This window comes from Pseudoduganella lutea (genome assembly GCF_004209755.1).
GTDB classification, from domain to species: domain Bacteria; phylum Pseudomonadota; class Gammaproteobacteria; order Burkholderiales; family Burkholderiaceae_D; genus Rugamonas; species Rugamonas lutea.
In genome coordinates this window covers 535,859-555,864 of sequence record NZ_CP035913.1, presented here as the reverse complement: position 1 = coordinate 555,864, position 20,006 = coordinate 535,859, and the positions used below count along the sequence as shown (strand labels likewise).

Below are 20,006 nucleotides of genomic sequence, written 5' to 3'. Positions count from 1 at the left end.
GTCCTAGAAGTGTCCGATTTGCGAAAACACCCGTTCGGCGTAGGTCATCACATGGCCGCCTATCCAGCGCCCGGCGACGGCCAGCAGCACCCCCACCACGATCAGCTTCAAGGAGATGGCGATGGTCCCGTCCTGGATCGAGGTGACGGCTTGCGCGATGCCGACCAGCAGGCCGACCAGGGCTGCCACCAGCACGATCGGCGCCGTCAGGAAAAGGGTGAGCTTGATGGCGCCGTTGGTCAGGTCGACGATGGTGTCCGGTGTCATGGGGGACCTATTGGTAGGAGAGCACGAGTGCGTGCAGCAGCCGCGACCAGCCGTTCAGCATCACGATCAGCAACAGCTTGAAAGGCAAAGCGATGGTCGTCGGCGACAGCATCTGCATGCCCAATGCCATCAGCGTGCTGGCCACGATGAAGTCGATCACCAGGAAGGGCAGGAAGACCAGGAATCCGATCTCGAACGCCGCCGTGATCTCCGCGGTCACGAAGGCCGGCACCAGGATCAGCATATCGTCCTCGAACAGCGTCGCCGCCGTCGCTTCGCCCATCAGCTGGTGCGAGGCCTGCAGGAAGAATGCCCGCTCGGCAGGCTCCGAATGCTTGGTCAGGAAGTGCTTCAAGGGATCCTTCGCCGCTTCGCTCACCTGCAGCAGGTCCTTGAACGTGACCGGGCCCGGCTGGGCCGCGATCTGTTCCGCGCCGGCGTTGTAGGCTGCCAGCCCGACCGGGTACATCACATAGATGCTGAGCACGATGGCGAGTCCGTTCAGCACGATGCCCGGCGGCACCTGCTGTATGCCGAGGGCGTTGCGCAGCAGACTGAGCACGATAATGATCTTGGTGAACGAGGTCGTCATCATCGCCGCGAATGGCAGCGCCGCGAGGCCGACCAGCAAGGTCAGCATGATGATCGGATCGCTGCCGTTAAGCATGAGCGGCCGCCGTCCACCGGGTGATGCGCACTGCCAGTTCCTCGTCGACCACCACCAGCTCGCCCTGTCCGACGACCGTCCCGTTGGCGCGGATCGTGACGCACGCCTGCAAGGGATCGAAGCCGAGCGGCATCACCAGCCCGGGCCGCAAGCCGTTCAATTCCTTCAAGGTGAGGGACTGGCCGCCGATCTCGTAGCGCACGTCGACGGCAATGTCGCCAATCCCGTCCATTTCGCCGATGTCTTCGCTGCCGGCCGCTTCGTGGCTGGTGGTACTCATGCTTGCAATCTCCAGATGGTGTCGAAAAGATGGGTCGATGCCCGGGCGGACCAGTGCGATGGTGCGCTCGCCGAGCAACAGCGCGAATTGCGGCGGGTCGGCCGGCATGGCCACGCTGCTGCGCAGCACATCGCCTACGTGCACCCGCGCCAGCGCGCGCGCGGCGATGCGCGCCTGCCCGCAGCCCAGGCGCAGCGGCAGCGGCAAGCCATGCCAGCGTTCCCACCCGTCGTCGGGGCAGGGCGCCAGCGCGAGTGCTGCCGGGCGTTCGCACACCAGCCGTCCGTGCACCGGCGGCACGGCGGCGCAGCGCCGGTAGGCGAACGACAGGCCGGCCCGGGGTGGCGCCATGGCAGGCTCGAGCAAAAGGCCCATGTGCACCTGCGCGACGCTGAGCGGCTGGCGCAAGGCCTGGGCCAGCAGGTCGAGCAACGGCGCCGCCGCGATCTCGACGAGCAGGCACCATTCTTCCGCCGGCCAGGCATCGAAAGGCCCGGTGAGGAAGGATGCCAGCGCCGGCAGCGATTCGAGCTGCAGGGTCAGGCGCTCGGATCCCGCCATCAGGCGCAGCGATGCGTGGGGTGTCCATTGGCCGCCCGCCTGCCAGTCGAGCCGGGCCCCGTCCGCGTGCATCAGCGGTCCGCTGCGGTAGGCCTGGTTGGCCCAGAGGGCATGGTCGCCGTCGATGCGCTTGAAGCGGCCGGCGGCGGCGAGGGGCTTGGGTGCCAGGGACCTGGCGGAGAATTCGCGAGTATTCATGGCCTTCTCATGTCGTCGATGGCGGCGGACGGTGGGTGGTGGCGGGCGATCAGGAATTCCTCGATGCCGTCCTCCGCGCGCCGCGCGGCGCGCCGTGCGTCAGCGCGTGCGAAGGTCTCGAGGGCTTCCTCGGTGCGCATCCTGGCCGATTCCGCCTGGCGCCGGTGCTGCAAGGCCTGGTCGACCTTGCGCTGCTCGGCGGCCAGCCGGAGCTGGGCCTGCAACCACTGCAGGGTCAGTTGCTGGTCCTGGCGCCGCAAGCGCGCCAGGTACGGCACCGCGCTGGCCTGGCTGGTGCGGTCGACAGCCGCGCCGCCGCGCGCCGCCGCAGCTAGCGCCTGGCCCAAGCCGTCCAGGGTCGCCGTGCCCTGGGCGGCGAGGGCGCGGCGGGCCTCCTCGATCCGGGCGACCGCCCGTTCCGCCTCGTCGCGTTCGTCGCAGCACCGCCGCCATGCCTGCTGCGCGCCCTGTTCCATCCGTTGGCGCACCTTCAGCAGGATGTTCCACTGCGCATGCATCGTCATTGCACGGCCTCCGCCAGGCGTTGCAGGCATTCGCGAAACGGTGTCCGGTCGTCGGTTGCCTGCCTGAGAAAGCCGAGCAGCCCGGGATGCAGGCGTACCGCGGCATCGGCCTCGGGATCGTGACCGGGCTTGTACTCGCCCAGGCGGATCAGCATTTCCAGGTCCTTGTAGCAGGTCAGCAGCGTGCGGGCGCGGGCGGCATGGCGCTGGTGGGGAATGTGCGCGACGCGCGGCATCACCCGGCTGACGCTGGCCAGCACGTCGATAGCCGGGAAGTGTCCGGCGCTGGCCAGCTTGCGCGACAAAACGATGTGGCCATCGAGGAGCGAGCGTACTTCCTCGGCGATCGGGTCGTCGTTGTCCTCGCCTTCTTCCAGCACGGTATAGAAGGCGGTGATCGATCCGGACGGGGACATGCCGGCCCGTTCGAACAGTTGCGGCAGCGCGGTGAACACGGACGGTGGAAAGGCCCGGCGCGTCGGCGGCTCGCCGCCCGCCAGCCCGATCTCGCGCAAGGCGCGCGCATAGCGGGTGACCGAATCGGCCAGCAGCAGCACGGCCTTGCCGCGCTCGCGGAAATACTCGGCGATCGCGGTGGCGACCAGTGCGGCGCGGGCCCGCTCCAACGCGGGGCGGTCGGAGGTGGCCACGACCAGGACGGTCTTCCTCAAGCCCTCGGGTCCGAGGCAGTCGTGGATGAATTCCTGGACTTCGCGTCCGCGTTCGCCGATCAGCGCGACGACATTCACGTCGGCGTCGGCGTTGCGGGCGATCATGCCGAGCAGGGTGCTCTTGCCGCAGCCGGCCGGCGCGAAGATGCCGATGCGCTGGCCGACGCCGCAGCTCAGCAGACCATCGATGGCGCGCACGCCGACCGCCAGCGGGTGCTCGATCAGCGGCCGCGTCAAGGGAGCGGGCGGGGCCGCGTAGACGGCCTGCGCGATGCCCCGGTCGATCGGCGGCAAGCCATCCATCGGGCGCCCCATGCCGTCCAGTACACGGCCCAGCAAGGCGTCGCCAACCAGGACCTCGGGCGCACGCTTGCGCGACACGGCGGCCACGCCGGTCGACAGGCCGTGCATCGACCCGAGCGGGGCAAGCAGGGCGTAATCGGTGCCCAGCCCGACCACTTCGGCCTGCAGCGCAAAGTCGCTGGACAGGCCGGTGAGGTCGCACATATCGCCCACCCGCGCCGCCAGGCCGCGCACCTTGATCAGCGTGCCGATGGCTTCCACCACGCGGCCATGCGCCGGCATGGCGCCAGGGATGCCGCCGCTGCCCAGCAGCGCGGCGCCGCGGGCCAGGCGCAGCCGGCCTGCTTCGATGTCGGCTTCGACGTTGGCTTCGATGTCGGCTTCAATGCGCTCGCTCATGAGGCGGCCCCGCTTTCCACGGGTGCCTGCAGCGACGACGCGATCCCCAGTCGCAAGGCGGCGATCTGCGTCGCGAAACGGCCGTCGATGACGGCGTCCTGGGTTTCGATGAGCACATCGGCGGCGTCCAGGTGCGGGTCGGGAATCACCTGGAACAGCGTCACGTGCGGATGCGCCTCTTCCAGTTCCGGCAGCGCCGCCCGCAACATCGGCAGGGCGGACGGGGCGACGCGCAGGCCGACGTGCCGATGCGGCCGATATTCGCGCAGCAGCGCATGGATGCGCGGCACCAGGGCCTGCGGCGCGCCCGAGGCCACGTCCGCGCCCAGCAGGCGCTTCACGCACGCCAGCACGATGTCGACCAGGTCGGTTTCGATCTGGCGCCAGCATTGCTCGCGCTGCAGCGCCAGGGCCGCCAGCTGCGCCGCATACAGGGCGCGCCCCTCGGCCGCGCCGGCCTCGGCTGCCTCGCGGCGCAGCCGTTCGGCCTGTTCGTGCGCCGCCTCCAGCACGCGCACGCGTTCGCGGCCCAGGTCGGGGCGCAGCCTGGCGCGGCCGGCGTGCAGCAGCTGGTCGAACTCGTCGGCGCGCAGCAGGTGGTCGCCGGGGCGCTGATCGGCGTGTCGTTCATGATTTCGGCTCCTCGAGAATGGGCTCGGCGAGCGGCGCGCAGGCGCCGTCCACGTTCAGGCGGTAGCCCTGGCCGTAGACGGACTGGATTTCCCAGCCCGGGTCGGCCAACGCGCGCAGGCTGGCGCGCAGGCGGCTGACGTACATGTCGACGAGGCGCGTCTCGGTGCCGTTCTCCATGCCCCATACCGCGGCCAGCAGCTGTTGACGCGATACCGGCGTTCCGGATCGGGAAGCGAGCTGCCACAGGATGGCGAATTCCTTGTTGCCCAGCTTGACCGTGGCACCGGTGCCGGTCACCGCCTGCGCCGCGGCATCGAGCGTGCAGGCGCCGATCGGCATCGGCTTCCTGCCCGGTGCATCGGCGCCCTGGCCGCGCCGTAACAGGGCGCGCACCCGCGCCAGCAGCACGTCGCGCGAAAACGGCTTGACGAGGAAGTCGTCGGCGCCCAGGTCGAGGATGTGCACACAGTCTGCATCGTCGCAATGGACGGTCTGGAACAGCACCGGTATCTGGATGCGCGCGCGGCGCCGCAACAGGTTGAGCAGCTGGTCGCCCGCCATGCCGGGAATGTCCCAGTCCAGGATGATCAGGTCGACCCAGTGTTCGTGCAGGAAGCTGCGGGCGTCGAGGCCATTGTCGACCCCTTCCACCTGGTAGCCTTCCTGCTTGAGCCAGATGGTCAGCAGCAGCCGCTGGGCCATGTCGTCTTCCACCACGAGGATATGGATTCGGGAGCGCATGGTCGACCTCAGACGGCCTGGCCGGTTTTGGCGCGCCCGGCCACGCCGCGCCGCCAGGCCAGCCAGGCCAGCACCGCCCCGGCCAGCACGAGGCAGGCAGCGGCGCCCAGCAAGGTGGCGGGCCGGCCCTGCGTCCAGCCGTCCGTGACGGCGGCAGCGACGACGGCGCTGGCACCGGCGGCCGTTTGCACCGAAAACAGGCCGACGCTGACGTTGTCGTAGGTGGCGCCTTCGATGCCGTTGACAACCAGGGTCTTGATGCGGGGCACCAGCCGCTGCAGGTCGGCGTCGGTGCGGTGCTTGATGAAGACCGACACCGACGACGGGCGCTGCTGCCCGGTGAGCGGATCCGGCGTGGCCAGCGCCACATGGACGCGGGCGACGACGACGCCGTCGATGCGTGACAGCGTTCCCGCCATCTCTTCGGACAGCGCATAGGTCAGCCGCGCCCGTTCCTCGACCGGCGACGAAATCAGCCCCTGTTTCTTGAAGACGTCGCCCAGGCCGGACGCCGGTCCGTGCGGATAGTCGGCTTCCTTCAGCACGGCGACGGCGCGGGCAAAATCTTCGTGATCGATCGAGACCGTCCAGGTCTTTTCCTCGCCCGGCGTTTTCTCCGCCGGGATGTCCCGTGCGAGCAGGGCGCCGACGATGTCGTTGGCTTCCCGCTCCGACAGGTTGGTGTACAAGGGTTCCTTGCACGCGCCCAGGCAGGCGGCAAGGGCGAGCATGCCGGCGATGTGCGCAATCTTCATTCGACCTCCAGTGGCAGTTCAGGCATGGATCATGGACAGGGGCGTGATGTCGACACCCGCATCGACTTCGGCAAACGACAGCACGGGCAGCCAGGGCAGCTCGAGCTCGATCAGCTTGCGCAGGGGCCGGCGGATGTCGGCCGCCACCACCAGCGGCAGCGGCTCGCGCTGGCCGCCCTGGCGCTGCTGCTGTACTGCGCGCCGCACGCTGTCGACCAGCGCACGGGCCTCGGGCGGCGCCAGCGCCGCCACCAGGCCGTTGCCCGACATGGTCAGCGAGGCGCGTATGCGTTCTTCGGCGCCGGGGTCCATCAGGTAGGCGTCCAGGCTGGCGCCACCCTTGTCCTGCTTGCCGTGCATCGCGTCCCCGGACTCCCTGATGTAGCGGCTGCTGATCGAGCGACCCAGGGCGGCCCGGATCCGCTCGACGATGATTTCGTCGTTCTTCTCGGCGGCGCCGTTTTCCAGCGCCACCTGCAGGATGTCGCGCATATTGCGCAGCGAAACACCCTCGGCGCACAGGCTCCTGAGCATGCGCGTCAGGCGCGGCAAGGGCACCACCTTGATCGCTTCGCGTACCAGGTCCGGGTACTCGCGCGCGCAGGCCGTTACCAGCGACTGCGCATCCTGCATGCCCAGCAGCCGGTGCGCGTGCAGCGTGACCACGGTTTCCAGATGCGCGACCAGCAGGCGGCTGGCCGACCAGGTGGCGACGCCGTGCTGGCGCAGCAGCTTGGCACCCTGCGCCGCGACCCAGTGCGCGCCCGCGCCGAGGAACACCGGGGGCGCGTCGATCGGCGCCACGCCCAGCGACGCCAGGCGCTCGCGCGAGGCGAACGCCAGGACCGCGTCGGCGCACAAGGTGCCGCCCACGGCGCGCACTTCCAGCACGCTGATGTTGTAGCGCAGCGCCGGCAGCGTCTCGTCGATGCGGATGCGCACGCCGGGGAAGGGCAGGCCCAGGTTCAGGCTCAGGTCGCGCCGCAGGCGCGTCAAGGCCGTATCCAGTTCTTCGCGCGACAGCAGCGGCAGCACGGCGCGCGGTATCTCGAACAGCAGGGCGGAAAACACCGGCGGCACCGATTCGTCGACGATCGGATGCAGCTCGCCGCTGCCTTCGCGCGCCATCGAGACGATGCCGGTGCCCGCGCCTTCGACCGCGCGCCGGCGCCGCAGCGTCAGCATCGCGCCCAGCGCGGAAATGGTGCCGCCCAGCGCCAGGAAGGTCAGCGCCGGGAAGCCGGGCACCAGCGCGAACAGGGCCACCACCGCGCCGGTCAGCATCAGTGCGCGCGGCTGCGACAGCACCTGCGTGGTAATCGATCCGGCCAGCGAACCTGCCTGGCTGGACGAGGTGCGCGTGACGATCAGGCCGGCGGCCATCGAGATGAACAGCGCCGGGATCTGGGCCGCCAGCCCTTCGCCGATCGTCAGCACCGAGTAAAGCTCGGCGGCCGTGCCGATGTCGTGACCCTTGATCATGACGCCGATGGCGATGCCGCCGATCAGGTTGACCAGCACCGCGATGATGCCGGCGATGGCGTCGCCCTTGACGAATTTCATGGCGCCGTCCATCGAGCCGAAGAACAGGCTTTCCTGCTCGACTTCGGCGCGCCGCTGGCGTGCGATCTGTTCGGAAATCAGGCCCGAGCGCAAGTCCGAATCGATGCTCATCTGCTTGCCGGGAATGGCGTCCAGCGTGAAGCGCGCGATCACTTCCGCGACCCGTTCGGCGCCCTTGGCGATGACGATGAACTGGATGATGGTGATGATGGTGAACACCACTAGGCCGACGATCAGGCTGCCGCCGACGACCAGGCGCCCGAAGCTGGCGATGATCTCGCCGGCGTTGGCATTGAGCAGGATCTGGCGGGTGGTGGCCACGTTCAGCGCGATGCGCAGCAAGGTCGTGATCAGCAGCACGCTGGGGAAGGTCGAGAACGCGACCGGGGACGCCATGTAGATGCTGTAGAGGAGCATGGCGATCGAGAGCGCGATGTTCAACGCGACCATGATGTCCAGCAGCAGGAAGGGGATCGGCAGCACCATCAGCGCGATCACGACGATCGACAGCCCGACCAGGGCCAAATCGCTGTGCCGGCCGACACCCTCGCCGAAGCGGTTCAGTTTGCGCGAGACGCCGTTCATCGCGCCTCCCCACCGCGCGGCGACAATTCGTGCCAGACCCAGTCGAACAGGCTGTCGCGCCGCACGGGCAGCGTGTCCATCAGCGCCGCCAGCTGGGTGCACGCCTCGGGTGGCGGCGCGGTCGGCGCAGGATCGGCGCCAGTGTCGGCGTCGGCAGCGGCGAAGCGCAGCAGGAAGCGCTGGGCGACGCCGTCGTCCTGCGGCAGCAGCGCGGCCAGCAGCAGGGCGCCGCGCCGCGTCAAGCGCGCTTGCAGCTGCGCGTCGAGCGCGAGCGCCGTGCCGGCGCTGGCCAGCGCGGGGTAGGCGGCGGCATGGTCGAGGGCGCGCGCAAACTGCTCTTCGCCCAGGTAGTCCGCGACCTGGCGGCGTGCCTGGCGCGTCAACTGCATGGCGAAGAAGGCGCCGTGGCCTGCCAGGCCCGCCTCGAAGGCGCGTGCATGCAATGCTTCCGACTGTTCCAGCAGCCAGGGATAGGGCAGGGCATCGCGACGCCACAGGCCGCCCAGGCCGTGCTCGCGCAACAGGCGCAGCGACAAGGCGCGCTCCGCCCTGCTGCCAGGGGCGCCGGCGAACTTTCCGCCGCCGAGCAGGCGCGAGCGATGGGCATAGCGTGCCGGCAGCCAGTTCCACGTCAGGCGCAGCAGCTCGGCCGCGTGGCGCGACGGCGTGCTCACAGCACCACCCTGCGCTTGGCGCCGTCGATCGTCACCAGCACGGAGGTCGGATGGATGTGTTCGACCGTGGTGCGGGCGTCGAGCTGCCCGCCCTGGAACAGGCGGCGGCCGCCTTGCGTCAGGATCGACGGCATGGGCTGCATGCTGACGATGACGATGCGGTTCTTCCCGCTGAACACCGCTTCGGCCGGCAAGGGCAGATTGTCGTCGATGACGATGCCGTCCGGGCCGCGGCGGGCGCTGAGGGGCGCTGCGCCGGGCGATGCGCCATTGCCGCGCAGGCGGACTTCCACCCGGTCGATGCCATTTACGTCGCTGAGCAGTGCGCCCAGCGCGGCGCGTGCCGCGGCAATGCGCTCCGGCGCCACAGTCAACACCAGCAGCCGGCCGACCGGCATGGCGAGTTCGCCCTGGATGCGGCGCGCTTCCAGCACCTCGCGTGCTTCGGCCAGTACACGTGCCGGCGACATGGGCGCGGCGGGCAATGCCGGGGCGTCGGCGGCGGACACCCTGGACGCCTCAGCCGGCATCGAGTAGTTAGCGCTATCATCAACGGCCTCGACATCCCACGCGGCGACACAGGCGCACGCCAGCAACAGGCAGGCGGTTGCCCCCGCCAACGCGAAACGCGCGCCCCGGGCGCGGGAGGCGACGGCAGCCATGGGTTGCGGCGCCGGCGCGCTCGCGGGCGTGGGGTCGAACCAGTGCGTGTCTTCCGCGGCGGCGGGGCTGGGCGTCGTCGCCGCGTCCGTTGGCGTGTCGGCCCCCGCATCGGCGCCATCGGTGGGCGGGAAGGCCGGGCCGACAGCGCCCGGCTCGTGGTCGGTCAGCAGCAGGCCGATGTCGGCCAGCCGTATCGTGTCGCCATGCACGACGGTCCGGCTTTCGCCGGCGGCGATGGCGACCTGGTTCAGGTGCAGCGGCCCGCTCATGGCGGCGATCGACAAGCGTCCGTCGACCAGGCTCAGCATCGCACGCAAGACCACGCCCGGCCGGTGCAGCACGATGTCGCATTCCAGGTCGTTGCCGATCAGCAGGCGACCGGCGCCCAGCGAGACCACCGCGTCCTTCTGGGCACCATTCAGCACGCGCAAGTCGAACAAGGGCGCCGCGATGGCACCGGCCGGATCGGCGCCGCCCGGTGGCGATGCAAGGGGACGCAGGCGCGCGCCGAGCGCCTCGCACGGGGTGGGAAGCGGGGGGAGAAGCGGGGTGGGAAACGCAGCGCTCACGATCCGCTCCGTGCCACGACGCGTGGCGTGATCAGGAACATGCGTTCGGCACGCCGGCTGCGATCGGCCTTCTGGCGGAACAGAGCGCCGATCACGGGCAGGTCACCCAGCACGGGTACCTGCTGCCGGTCGCGCAGCGTTTCTTCGACGATGTAGCCGCCCACCAGCACGCTGTCGCCTTGCCTGATCACGGCCTGCGTGTTGACGCTCTTGCGCGTGACGACGGGAATCTGGTCCACCCGTTCGTTCGACAGCGTGCCATCCTCGATGTTGATCAACAGGCGGATACGGGCGCTGCCGTCCTGTTCCGAAATCTGCGGCGTGACGCGCATGACCAGGCCGGCCGTGACCGAATGCACGCTGCTGTCGTAGGCGCCGGCAACGCGAATGAAGAAATTCTGCTGGTTCTGCAGCAGCGCCTCGGTGTTGTCGAGCGTGAGCACGCGGGGCTTGGCCACCACCCGGGCGTTGCCATTGCGTACGAAGGCGTTCAGCGCGGCCGAGAAGAAGCGCCGTTCGCTGCCCAGGACGATCGAACTGATCATGGCGCCGGGAACGCCCAGCAAGCCGCCGGCGCCCGGGATGGCACCCGCATTGGCGAGCTGCTGCAGGCCGTTGGCCGCGGCATCGGTGGCGGACGGCAGCAGCGGCTGGCCGATACCGGCGTCGAAGTGCCCGAGGTTCGCCACGCGCGCCGAAATCCCGAACTGGTCGGCCTGGTCGGCGTCGACGTCGATGATGGTCGCTTCGATCTCGACAAGGTCGGACGGCGTGTCGAGGTCGGCGATCAGCTTTTCGCACAGGGCGATCTTGTCGCGCGGACCGCGCACGATCACCGCATTGGTGCGCGGGTCGGCCTCGATCGACACGTCGCCGCCCTGGCGCGCTGGCGACGCCGTGTTCGAGCGGAGCGCGGCCACGAGATCGGCCGTATCGCCACTGTCACCACTGTCCCGCATCTCGCCCGCAAGTCCGCCGTGGCCGGCTGCGCGCCCGGCACCGCCGACCGGCGGCAGGGGCAGACTGCCGCGGTTTGGCCGCGCGCGTCCCTTTGCCTCCAGCAGGGCCGGATCCGGCTGGCCGCCGACGAGCTGGCGCAGCAGCGTGGCGACGCCGGGCAGCGGCGGCTGGTCGGCGCCGCCGTCGATGTCCTTGGCCCATGCATGGCGCAAGCGGAATACGCGCACTTCGATGGGCGCATTGGCGCGCACGGTGTCGCCATCGACCAGTTGCGCCAGTTCCTGCATATGCTCGACGTAGCGCGGCGGCCCTGATACCTGCACCGCGTTTTCGGGGGCCAGCCAGTGCAGCGGGAGGCGGGTGCCGTCGATGCCGAGCCGCTGCATCAGCGCGCGCAGCTGCGGGAAGCGCTCGGCCGACACCGGCAGCATGCGCGTCAGGTTCTCGGTCTGCGCAGTCACGTACAGCAGGTGGCCGTCGTAATACCAGGACAGGCCGTAGGACTTGGTCAAGGCGTCGAACAAGGCGTCCGGACGCTGCAGGAAGGTGCCGGTGACGCTGCCGCGCACCGATTCGCTCAGCACGATCGGCACGTGGTTGTCGACGGCGAGCATGTGCAGGATGTCGGACAGGCTCTGGTTCTTCACCGACACCGAGATCGGTTCCGTGTTCAGCCACGGAATCTGCGCAGCCTCCGCGCCGCCGGCGCTGCCGATCAGGGTCGATAGGGCGAACAGCGCGCAGCCGAGCGCACGCCTGCCGGTCTTGCTACCGAAGCGACTACGCATGTGCCATCGCCTCGACCGGGGCCGGCGTCGTGTCGGAACAGGGGATGCGCATCGTGAATGTCGTGCCGCGGCCGTTCGATTCCGCGAACAGGTCGCCGCCGTGCATCTGCACGACTTGCGTCGTCACTTTCAGGCCGAGTCCGAATCCTAGCCTGGCACGCGAGGTGCCCTGGGCGAAGTCGCGCAGGCGGCCGCGCGGCGGCAGGCCCGGCAGGCCGCCGGCGCTATCGCATACTTCGATGTCGGCCATGTCGTCCATGGCGCGCAGCACGATCGACACCGCGGCACCTTGCGGCGATGCGTTGACGGCGTTGTCGACCAGGTTCTGCACGGCCCGGGCCACGAACACGCGCACCCCGCGCACCCAGACGCCGCCAGGCGGTGCCTGCAGGCGCAGGTCGATGCCCCGGGCCGCGGCCGCCACCTCTTGCTGCACGATCAGTTGGCGCACCGTTTCGTGCAGGTCGAAGCGGAGGAAGTCAGGGCGCTGCATGGTGCCCACCAGGGACGAAATAATGAAGTCTTCGCTCAGGGCCAGCGAATAACGCGCCAGTTCCGCGATGCGCCCCATGCCGCCACAGGCGCAAAAGGCGTCGTGGTCGAGGTCATGAAGCTGGGCCAGCGCGAGGATCGAGTTTTGCGGCGAGCGCAGGTCGTGCGACAGGAAGCGCAGCGACGACATCCTCTGGTCGATATCGCGCCGCAGCAGCGTGATATCGATCAGCGACAAGGTGGCGGCGACGGTTCCACCCTCGGGCACGGCGCACAGCTTGACCCACAGGCACATGCTTTCGCGTTCGACTTCCAGGCCCTGGCCCAGGAGACTGAAGGCGTCGTGCAGGCACTGCGCCGGCAATTGCGGCAGCAAGTCGTGCAGGGCCTGGCCGGCCACGGGGAGCATGCCAAGCATGCGGGCGGCTTGTGCGCTGGCCGCGATCACCCGCGCGGAAGCGTCGATGGCGATCGTACCCCATGGCTGGCTGTCGAGCATGTCCCTGAAAAGGGCATTCTCCGCAACGGCCGACTGCTTGCCGAACGGGTTTTCAGGCGGCTTCGCGGCCGGATTCTCCGTCGGCTGGCGCCGTCCCGGGACCGCACGCTGGTTCTCCTCGGGGCAGCGCAGCTGCCGTCGACCGGCGCTTGACGCATTGGTATTGGTGCCTGCTTTTGCGCGCCGCGGACGAGGTTCGGCCGGCGCATGCCGCGTTCTACGACTAATCATGTTTCCTTTGAGATGTTTGCCGGAATCGTGCACAAGCCACTGGACCGGACCATTCTTGCATTCATTGCAACAACAAGAATGTCACAATTCTGCTGCAACGAAGTTACATGGCCATGACAACGTTTGCAAAAATTCATTGTCGGAATAGTCATGCCAGACAATGTAAAAGAATGTTGAATTTGCATCATTCGTCCCGTTGCCGGTGCTACCGTCAGCGCCGCCAACACGGGAGTACGCATGCCAAATCACACCAGGCTCGAAGAAGACCTCGGGGCCAACGCCAGCAACGCCCAGATTCAATCCATCTACGACGACCTGTTCACCGACCAGCACCATATCGACTGCCTGCTGGCCCGCCCGCTGCCGCCCGAGGTGTTCCGAACAGCCGGTGCGCTGCGCGACGCGGTGACCAGCAGCATGCGGATCCTCGCCAATGTCGTCATCGACAACCGCAGCGCCCACGATGGCTGACCCGATCGAAGCGGCCATCGGCCCGGCGGCGCGCCGGCGGCTATGGTTCTATGCGGTCGCCGCCGCGCACCGCGGTTACTGGGAAGAGGGCGAGACGATCTGCAAGGCGCTGGAAGGTTTTGCGGACATCCGCCAGGACGTGCTTGCGGCCGCCGCATTCATGACCTGGCGCCGCACGCGCGCGCTGGATGCGCTGGGACGCCTGCAAAGCCAGGCCGACGGCGGGCACATGGTCGCGCGCCTGCTGCTCGGCTATGTACACCTCGAGTCGGCGCTGCCGTCCAGCGCATTGGACGCCCTGCAAGCGGTGATGCAGGGCGCCGACCCGGTCGCACAGGAGATGGCCGTCTTCCTTGAGCGGCAACTGTGCAGCCATCTCGCGGACGCCGCGGCTTTTTGAGCCTGCTTTTTTCAATCCTGTTCCTGACCTTACCTTTCGCCAGCACATGAGCACCGAACCGATCAGCGCAATTTCCCACGTTTCCCATCTCGCCCAGTCCGCCGAGGTTCTCCGCCCCGACCTGCGGCAGCCCGCGGGCGTGCCGAACCCCGCGGCCGTCGACGCATTCCAGGCGGCGCTGCGCGCGGCGGCGAGCGACGGCCCGGAAGTCATCGGCGGGGCGACGCTCGGCCCGGGCGAGCGCTTGATCGATACCGTGGGCCGGATGGAACGCGATATGAACGCCTGGATTGCCGAGGTCAAGACACTGGGAACGCATGCCAGCGAGGGCGTGCTCGATCATCAGCAGATGTTGGCGCAAATGCTGCGTGCGGGGAGATGTCGGTGCAGATGTCGCTGCTGACGAACCTGTCCAAGGAGCTGTCGGAAGGGATGCACACGCTGTTCCAGCAGCAGAACTGACGCCGGCCAGCCTGGCCCTGGTCGTGCGCAGAAATCCAGGGAAATACGCGGGGAAATACCCGGGCGAATACCCGGGAAAATCCCCGCGGCGGTACCTCAGGTCGGGTAATACACCCAGTACGGATCCAGGTCCGAATCCGGATCTTTCTTCGGCTTGTCGCTTTCCTCGACCGGTCCGCCGTCCGCGCCGTAGCGTTCCAGCACGGGGCTGATCTGGCTCCAGAAGGTCTTCGAGTCCTTGGCGATGCGGTTGTCCTTGATCGCCATTTCCACCAGTTGCCAGATGGCGATGCCGACCGTGAAGACGCCGGACGCCACGCCCAGCGCGCCCGAGATGCCGCCTGCCACCTGGGCAACCTTGGCAAAGTTCGAGAGCGCGGAAATGCCTTCCACGATCGACAAGGCGCCCGCCGTGGCGAACAGCGAGCCGCTGGTGATGTTCACCGCGCCGAGAGGGCGGTTGGTGCCGAGCTGCCCGACGCCGCTGATGATGCCCGTCACCCCGGCGATGATGTTGCCGGCGCCGCCGAGCATCTTGCCGGCCTGCTCGATCTTGCCCAGCATTTTCTTGCGGTCCACGCCGTCGTGGGTCGCGTCGTACTTGCTGCCGCTTTCGATGCCGGTGCCGACCACGGCCAGGGCGCTGCCCATATACGAAGCGATGTCCTTCGGAGTGGTTTCCTTCTTGGCGCCGGCGCGCGCCGTCAGCGCGAAGGCGCCGAACAAGGCGCTGACCCCGTGCATCACGCCGTTCTTGTAGATCGGATCGAGCTTGTTGTTGTTGGTGCTGCCAACGCCCTGCAATACTTTTTGCCAGGTGTCCTTGGTCAGCACGTCCGACACCTTGGCCGCGTTGCGCCCGGCGTCCCATGCGCCGCGCAGCGCCCGCAGGATGTCCGGGGCCATCGACTTGCCTTGCGCATCCTTGAACAGTTTATCGTTAACCTTCTCGGCGTTCTTCAGCACTTCCTCGAGCTTGGCCTCGTCCATGCTGCCATCGGCCTTGGTGAACTGCTTGGCCACGTCGCTCATGTCGGTGTTTTCCACCAGGGCCTTGGTGGCGTTCTCGGTGAAGTTGGCGTTCTGCAGGTCCTTGTGCATCTTGACCATGCGCGGATCGGTCGCGGCGGTGATGGCGATCGCTTCGCGCCCCGCGCGCGCGATCGCTTCCTCGATGTCGATCTTCGGATCGTCCTTGATGATCTGGGCGATCCGGTCGCCGTCGACGACTTCGTTGATATAGGTGTCGTGGATTTTCTTGCGAACGTCTTTCAGTTCCGATTTGTTGAGGATCGCCGACAGATCGGGCTCGCCCTTGCCAAGCATCCTGGCCAGGGTGCCGGCCTGGCTGATGAACTGGCCGAGACCGTCTCCTAGCGACAGCGATTTGCCGTCGGGACCGGTCTGCTTGCCGTTGACGGCGTCCTTCAGGCCGTTGCCGTTCTCCACATAATGACCGTAGTGATGTTCGATCCGGGCCTTGAGGAGCGGATTGGCCTTGGCCACCGCCTGATAGGCGTTACCCAGCTTGGTGGACATCGACTTGGCCATGTCCTCGTCCGCGGCGAGCGCCGCGATACGCTCGTCGAGGTCGCCAGCCAGCTTGTCGGGATTGGGATTGATCCCGTATTTTTCCGCGTCCTTGAAGCGGTACAAGCCCTGTTGCGCGCCTGCGGTCAGCTTGGCGCGCGCGTCCTGCAGTTCGATCATCGCGGCCGCGCGGTCGGCTGTCGAAAACTTGTCCTTGTTGATCGTGATGTTGCCCTTGCTGTCGGTCTTGAACAGGTCGCCCTTGATCTTGCTCGTATCGCCCTGCATCGTGGCGATCGCCGTATGCGTCGCTGCCTTCTCGAACAGCGCCACCGCCTCCTTGTCGTTCCTGGGCGCGCCGCTCTTCAGCCACTTCGTGAGGTTGTCGACATTGAACAGCTGGTCGCGGTCGTGGGTGGCGATGTTGACGCCGGAGCGGTCGATCTGGGCGAACATGCCCTCGCGCGCGAACAGCTGGGCGGCGTCGCTGACGATCCCGAAGTCTTCGAGCGACAGGGCCTTGGTTCCCTTCAGGCTGGCCAGCGGGTTCTTATCGCCAGGAACGTTGGTGTCGGCGCCGTGCAGCAGCGCTTCGTTGGCGACCAGGATGGCGGCCGTTCGCGCCAGTTCGGTGGCCATGCCGCCGGCATTCTTGTTACTCGATTGCCATTGCGAGAAGACCTTGGCGGCTTTTTCCTGCTGATCCTTGTATTGTCCGACGAAGGCCTGCACGTCGTCCTTGCTGATCAGGCCATCCGGCTTCGCGCCCTTGGCGTTGGCGGTATCGATCGCCGTCTTCAGCGACGGGTGGTCCTTGAGGTAGCGCAGCAGATCCTTTGCTTCCTGCGGCAGGTTGCCGGGCGGGTTCTTGACGAGTTCATCGACATTGGCGTGCTTGCCCAGGTTCCACTTGCCCCAGTTTTCCTTCAGGTACTCAGCAGCCGCGAGCGGCCGGTTCAACTCCTTCAGCATCTGGTCGTGCTGGTTGCCGGACAAGCCGTCGACCAGCATTTCGGCGCTGCTGTCGGCGTCGCCGAAATTCGGCGGAAGCATGGGCATGCCCGGGCCGGTATGCATCGGATTGTAGCCGGGCGTGGGCGGGCGGCTGGGGTCGGCGCGCTTGTCGAGGATGCGCTCGACCTTGTCGCTGTTGTCGGCGTCCTTGACCAGTTTCTGCTCGTTGCGTGGGGGCTTCGGCAAGTCAGGGCCGGCATTGTTTTTCAGGTCTTCCAGCAGCTTGTCCGCCTCGGCGTTGGCCGGCTTGACGTGTTGCGCGACAACCTGCCTGGCAAGCGAGAGATGGGGGGCGCCGGCAACTGGCGCTTGTTGGGTGTTTTGAACGGTCATGGGGCATCCTGCGGGAGTGAACGATAGTCAGGCGGCACGCGCCAGCATGATCGGATGTTCCCATGGCCACCTGTCGACGACGGCCCCCGGCAGACAATCTGTTACATTTCAGTCAACCGCTCAGTCAACAGTTCGAGGCCGAACGCCGGTGCAGCACCCATGCGGCTGCGGCGCCGAATCGGTGGCGCGCCGGTTCCCGTTCCCTTTCAAGCCTGGTCCAGCAGCCGCGCCAGCTCCACGGCCGACCGGATCGCCAGTTTTTCCATGATCCGGCTGCGATGCGCTTTCACGGTGCGCTCGGTGGTACCAAGCGCCGCCGCGACCTGCTTGTTCAGCCAGCCGCGCGCCAGCAGCAGCGCCACCTCGTGCTCCCGGGCGCTGAGCCGCGCCAGCAGTTGCGCGCGCGCCGCCTGCCGTTCCTGCGTGGCGCGGGCCCGTTCCGCCCGGGCCAGTGCCCGTTCGATCGCTTCGACCAGCACCACGCGGCCGACCGGCTTGGTCAGGAAATCCTCGGCGCCCGCCCTGATCGCCCGTACGCTCATCGGTATGTCGCCCTGCCCGGTAATGAAGATCACGGGCAGGCTGTCGGCATGCGGCGCGAGCCGCGCCTGCAGGTCGAGACCCGACAGGCCGGGCATGTGCACGTCGAGCAGCAGGCAGCCGGCTGCCGGGCTGGGCACCGCGAGGAACTCCTGGGCGCTGCCGTATTCCTGCACGGTATGCCCGAGCGCACGCAGCAGGCGGGCCAGCGCGCGGCGAAATCCCAGGTCATCGTCGACGAGATGCAGGACCGGAGTCATGGCGATTGCTCCATCGCGCATGGCAGGCTGAAGCGGAACAGCGCGCCGGCGCCGGCCGGCTGCTCGGCCTGCAGCGTGCCGCCATGGCGTTCCAGGATGCTCCGGCTGATCGACAGGCCCACGCCCAGGCCATCCGGCTTGGTGCTGAAGAACGGCTCGAACAGGCGCTCCGCCGCCACGCCGGACAGGCCCGGCCCGCTGTCGATGACGCAGACGTCGGCGCCGCCGGCCGCGTTGCGGGTGCTCCGGATGGTCACCCGGCGCTGTGCCGGCGCGACCTGCTGCAGCGCATCGAGCGCGTTCAGTACCAGGTTCACCGCGACCTGCTGGATCTGCACGCCGTCGGCGACCACGTCCGGTACCGTATCGCCCAGTTGCAGCCGCAGCTCCGTGCCGCGCATGCGGACTTCGACCCGCAGGATGCGCGCCACGTCGCGCAGCAGCGGATTGAGCGCCAGGCGCTGTTGCTGGCCGGCGGCGTCGGCGATCCAGGCACGCAGGCGCACCAGTACCGCCGCGGCGCGTGCGTTGTCGTCGCGGATGGCCGCGACGATCTCGCGCAGTTCGTGATAGGGCGGGGCGGGCAGTTCGAGCAGCACTTCGGCAGTTTCCGCGTTGCTGAGGATGGCGCCGAGCGGCTGGTTGATTTCGTGGGCCAGCGCCGCCGACAGGGCGCCGACCGCGCCCATCCGGTCGAGCCGCGCCAGTTCGCCCAGATGCTGGCGGGCCCGTTGTTCCGCACTCTTGCGGCGGCGCCGCTCCAGCAGCAGCGCGCCGATCAGGGCGCTCTGGATTGCCAGCACCAGTGCCGTCGCCAGCACGGTGCCGCGATACGCTTCCCACAGGCCGGGCGGCCGGAACAGCAGCTCGCTGCCCGGCGGTAGTGGCGCGCCGGCGAGTCCGGCACGCTGCAGCGCGCGCCAGTCGAACTGCAGGCGGGGAGCGCTGTGCGGTTCGAACCCGATGCGCCCGGGGGAAACACCGGCCAGCAGCCGGTTCAGCTGCGAGGCGATGTCGCGCGCGAAGGCGGCCGGCGAATGCACCCAGCCGCCCACCGCGCCAGTACCGAGCAGGGTCGCGGCATCGATGAAGATGGGCATCCGCGTCTGTGGTGCCAGCCCACGCAGTGCGTCATAGGGCGTCATCACGGCCGAGCTGTGGCCCGTGTTGGGCGCGGCGAAATACAGCGCGGTGGCGGGTGGCAGGTCGCGCAGGCGGCGCGCCAGCTCTTCCGGCGCCAGGCCGCCAAGGTCGATCAGCGTGGCGCGACGCAGCCAGGGCTCGAGGGCGGCGCGCCAGTTGCGCCGGATGGGATCACGGTCCAGGCCGGCGCTGACGATGGCGATATGCCGCGTTGCCGGCGCCAGCGCAAACATCAGCTCCAGGTTGCGCGCGACCGGGTCGTGCTTCAGCAGGCCCGTTACGCGCGGCGCCGATGCCAGGCCGGCCAGCATGGCCCGGTCGAGGTCCGGCGCGACCACGGTCGCCGCCGGCCACAGGCGATCGCGCAATGCCAGCGCGACCGGCAACTGGTCGGCGGTCAGCGGGACGACCGCGGCATACGCCTGCCCGGCGTACTTGTCGGTGAGCCAGCGTGGCGGCATGGCACCGGCACTGGCTGGCTGCTGCAGCACTTCGAGATGGAGCTCGGCATGGGCATGGGTTCGCAGCACCTCGCCGCGCAGCGTCTCGCCAAGCCGAAGCGACCACGGTGCCGAGGCCCCGCCGGACATCAGCAGCAGCACCCGTTGCGGCGCCGCGCAGCTGCCCGCCTGCGCCGCGCAGTACAGCGCGATCGGCAGCAGCAGGCGGCGCGCGGCCTGGCGGGACAGGAGGATCATCAAGGAAGGCCTTACCAGGAGGGAGCGGACCGGTACAGCGGGTTAAGGGTACGACGGTCGCGGCCGGGCGGCTATTGTACCAAGTGCCAATAGCCGTCCAGCGCGATTGTGCCGACTATCGGGTTTCCACAA

19 protein-coding genes are annotated in these 20,006 nt (G+C 68.3%); 3 read left to right on the top strand and 16 right to left on the bottom strand.

Translation table 11 applies throughout. The annotated features are described in order from the left end of the window. Positions 1 to 3: 3 nt before the first annotated feature. The 13 genes from sctS to EWM63_RS02160 all read right to left on the bottom strand — a co-directional run bounded on the left by sctS (position 4) and on the right by EWM63_RS02160 (position 13,023). The gene (gene sctS / locus EWM63_RS02220; RefSeq protein ID WP_130185089.1) at positions 4 to 267 is read right to left on the bottom strand and encodes a type III secretion system export apparatus subunit SctS; all 264 of its coding nucleotides are present in this window, start codon (positions 265 to 267) and stop codon (positions 4 to 6) included. A gap of 7 nt (positions 268 to 274) precedes the next feature. Beyond that, on the bottom strand, positions 275 to 934 hold the full coding sequence (gene sctR, locus EWM63_RS02215; protein ID WP_130185088.1) for a type III secretion system export apparatus subunit SctR: 660 nt from the start codon (positions 932 to 934) through the stop codon (positions 275 to 277). After that, positions 927 to 1,973, bottom strand: a complete 1,047-nt coding sequence (sctQ, locus tag EWM63_RS02210; protein WP_130185087.1) for a type III secretion system cytoplasmic ring protein SctQ — start codon at positions 1,971 to 1,973, stop codon at positions 927 to 929. The genes sctR and sctQ overlap by 8 nt, the downstream gene beginning before the upstream one ends. After that, positions 1,970 to 2,527, bottom strand: coding sequence for a hypothetical protein (locus tag EWM63_RS02205; protein WP_130185086.1), 558 nt, complete (start codon positions 2,525 to 2,527; stop codon positions 1,970 to 1,972). Before EWM63_RS02205 ends, sctQ begins: the two co-directional genes overlap by 4 nt. After that, entirely contained in the window at positions 2,494 to 3,870 is a 1,377-nt protein-coding gene (locus tag EWM63_RS02200; protein ID WP_207221228.1) for a FliI/YscN family ATPase, read from the bottom strand. The genes EWM63_RS02205 and EWM63_RS02200 overlap by 34 nt, the downstream gene beginning before the upstream one ends. Continuing rightward, positions 3,867 to 4,388: a FliH/SctL family protein gene (locus tag EWM63_RS02195; protein ID WP_165390734.1), complete on the bottom strand. Its 522-nt coding sequence runs from the start codon at positions 4,386 to 4,388 to the stop codon at positions 3,867 to 3,869. The genes EWM63_RS02200 and EWM63_RS02195 overlap by 4 nt, the downstream gene beginning before the upstream one ends. A 109-nt stretch (positions 4,389 to 4,497) precedes the next feature. After that, entirely contained in the window at positions 4,498 to 5,244 is a 747-nt protein-coding gene (locus tag EWM63_RS02190; RefSeq protein WP_165390733.1) for a response regulator transcription factor, read from the bottom strand. 8 nt (positions 5,245 to 5,252) lie between these two features. Further along, complete coding sequence (sctJ, locus tag EWM63_RS02185) at positions 5,253 to 5,999, bottom strand: type III secretion system inner membrane ring lipoprotein SctJ (RefSeq protein WP_130185084.1); 747 nt, start codon at positions 5,997 to 5,999, stop codon at positions 5,253 to 5,255. A gap of 18 nt (positions 6,000 to 6,017) precedes the next feature. After that, on the bottom strand, positions 6,018 to 8,147 hold the full coding sequence (locus EWM63_RS02180; protein ID WP_130185083.1) for a flagellar biosynthesis protein FlhA: 2,130 nt from the start codon (positions 8,145 to 8,147) through the stop codon (positions 6,018 to 6,020). Beyond that, positions 8,144 to 8,821: a hypothetical protein gene (locus EWM63_RS02175; protein WP_130185082.1), complete on the bottom strand. Its 678-nt coding sequence runs from the start codon at positions 8,819 to 8,821 to the stop codon at positions 8,144 to 8,146. Before EWM63_RS02175 ends, EWM63_RS02180 begins: the two co-directional genes overlap by 4 nt. Further along, positions 8,818 to 10,053, bottom strand: a complete 1,236-nt coding sequence (locus tag EWM63_RS02170; RefSeq protein ID WP_130185081.1) for an FHA domain-containing protein — start codon at positions 10,051 to 10,053, stop codon at positions 8,818 to 8,820. Before EWM63_RS02170 ends, EWM63_RS02175 begins: the two co-directional genes overlap by 4 nt. Further along, positions 10,050 to 11,801 carry a type III secretion system outer membrane ring subunit SctC gene (sctC, locus tag EWM63_RS02165; protein ID WP_130185080.1) on the bottom strand — a complete coding sequence of 584 codons (1,752 nt, stop codon included), beginning with the start codon at positions 11,799 to 11,801 and terminating at the stop codon, positions 10,050 to 10,052. The genes EWM63_RS02170 and sctC overlap by 4 nt, the downstream gene beginning before the upstream one ends. Next, the gene (locus EWM63_RS02160) at positions 11,794 to 13,023 is read right to left on the bottom strand and encodes a sensor histidine kinase (RefSeq protein ID WP_130185079.1); all 1,230 of its coding nucleotides are present in this window, start codon (positions 13,021 to 13,023) and stop codon (positions 11,794 to 11,796) included. Before EWM63_RS02160 ends, sctC begins: the two co-directional genes overlap by 8 nt. Before the next feature lie 237 nt (positions 13,024 to 13,260). On the opposite strand from EWM63_RS02160, the gene EWM63_RS02155 reads away from it, so the two are divergent. Genes EWM63_RS02155 through EWM63_RS02145 form a run of 3 tightly spaced genes read left to right on the top strand, consistent with a single transcriptional unit; the run spans position 13,261 to position 14,297 of the window. Further along, positions 13,261 to 13,494: a hypothetical protein gene (locus EWM63_RS02155; RefSeq protein WP_130185078.1), complete on the top strand. Its 234-nt coding sequence runs from the start codon at positions 13,261 to 13,263 to the stop codon at positions 13,492 to 13,494. Then, a complete protein-coding gene (locus EWM63_RS02150; protein WP_130185077.1) occupies positions 13,487 to 13,894 on the top strand; it encodes a hypothetical protein in 408 nt (135 codons plus the stop codon). The genes EWM63_RS02155 and EWM63_RS02150 overlap by 8 nt, the downstream gene beginning before the upstream one ends. Before the next feature lie 46 nt (positions 13,895 to 13,940). Beyond that, positions 13,941 to 14,297, top strand: a complete 357-nt coding sequence (locus EWM63_RS02145; RefSeq protein WP_130185076.1) for a hypothetical protein — start codon at positions 13,941 to 13,943, stop codon at positions 14,295 to 14,297. 155 nt (positions 14,298 to 14,452) lie between these two features. Here EWM63_RS02145 and EWM63_RS02140 read toward each other — a convergent pair whose 3' ends face one another. The 3 genes from EWM63_RS02140 to EWM63_RS02130 form a co-directional block, all read right to left on the bottom strand. Beyond that, on the bottom strand, positions 14,453 to 17,233 hold the full coding sequence (locus EWM63_RS02140; protein WP_130185075.1) for a type III effector HrpK domain-containing protein: 2,781 nt from the start codon (positions 17,231 to 17,233) through the stop codon (positions 14,453 to 14,455). 206 nt (positions 17,234 to 17,439) lie between these two features. After that, the gene (locus tag EWM63_RS02135) at positions 17,440 to 18,033 is read right to left on the bottom strand and encodes a response regulator transcription factor (protein ID WP_130185074.1); all 594 of its coding nucleotides are present in this window, start codon (positions 18,031 to 18,033) and stop codon (positions 17,440 to 17,442) included. Next, positions 18,030 to 19,874: an ATP-binding protein gene (locus EWM63_RS02130; protein WP_130185073.1), complete on the bottom strand. Its 1,845-nt coding sequence runs from the start codon at positions 19,872 to 19,874 to the stop codon at positions 18,030 to 18,032. Before EWM63_RS02130 ends, EWM63_RS02135 begins: the two co-directional genes overlap by 4 nt. Between the last annotated feature and the right edge of the window lie 132 nt (positions 19,875 to 20,006).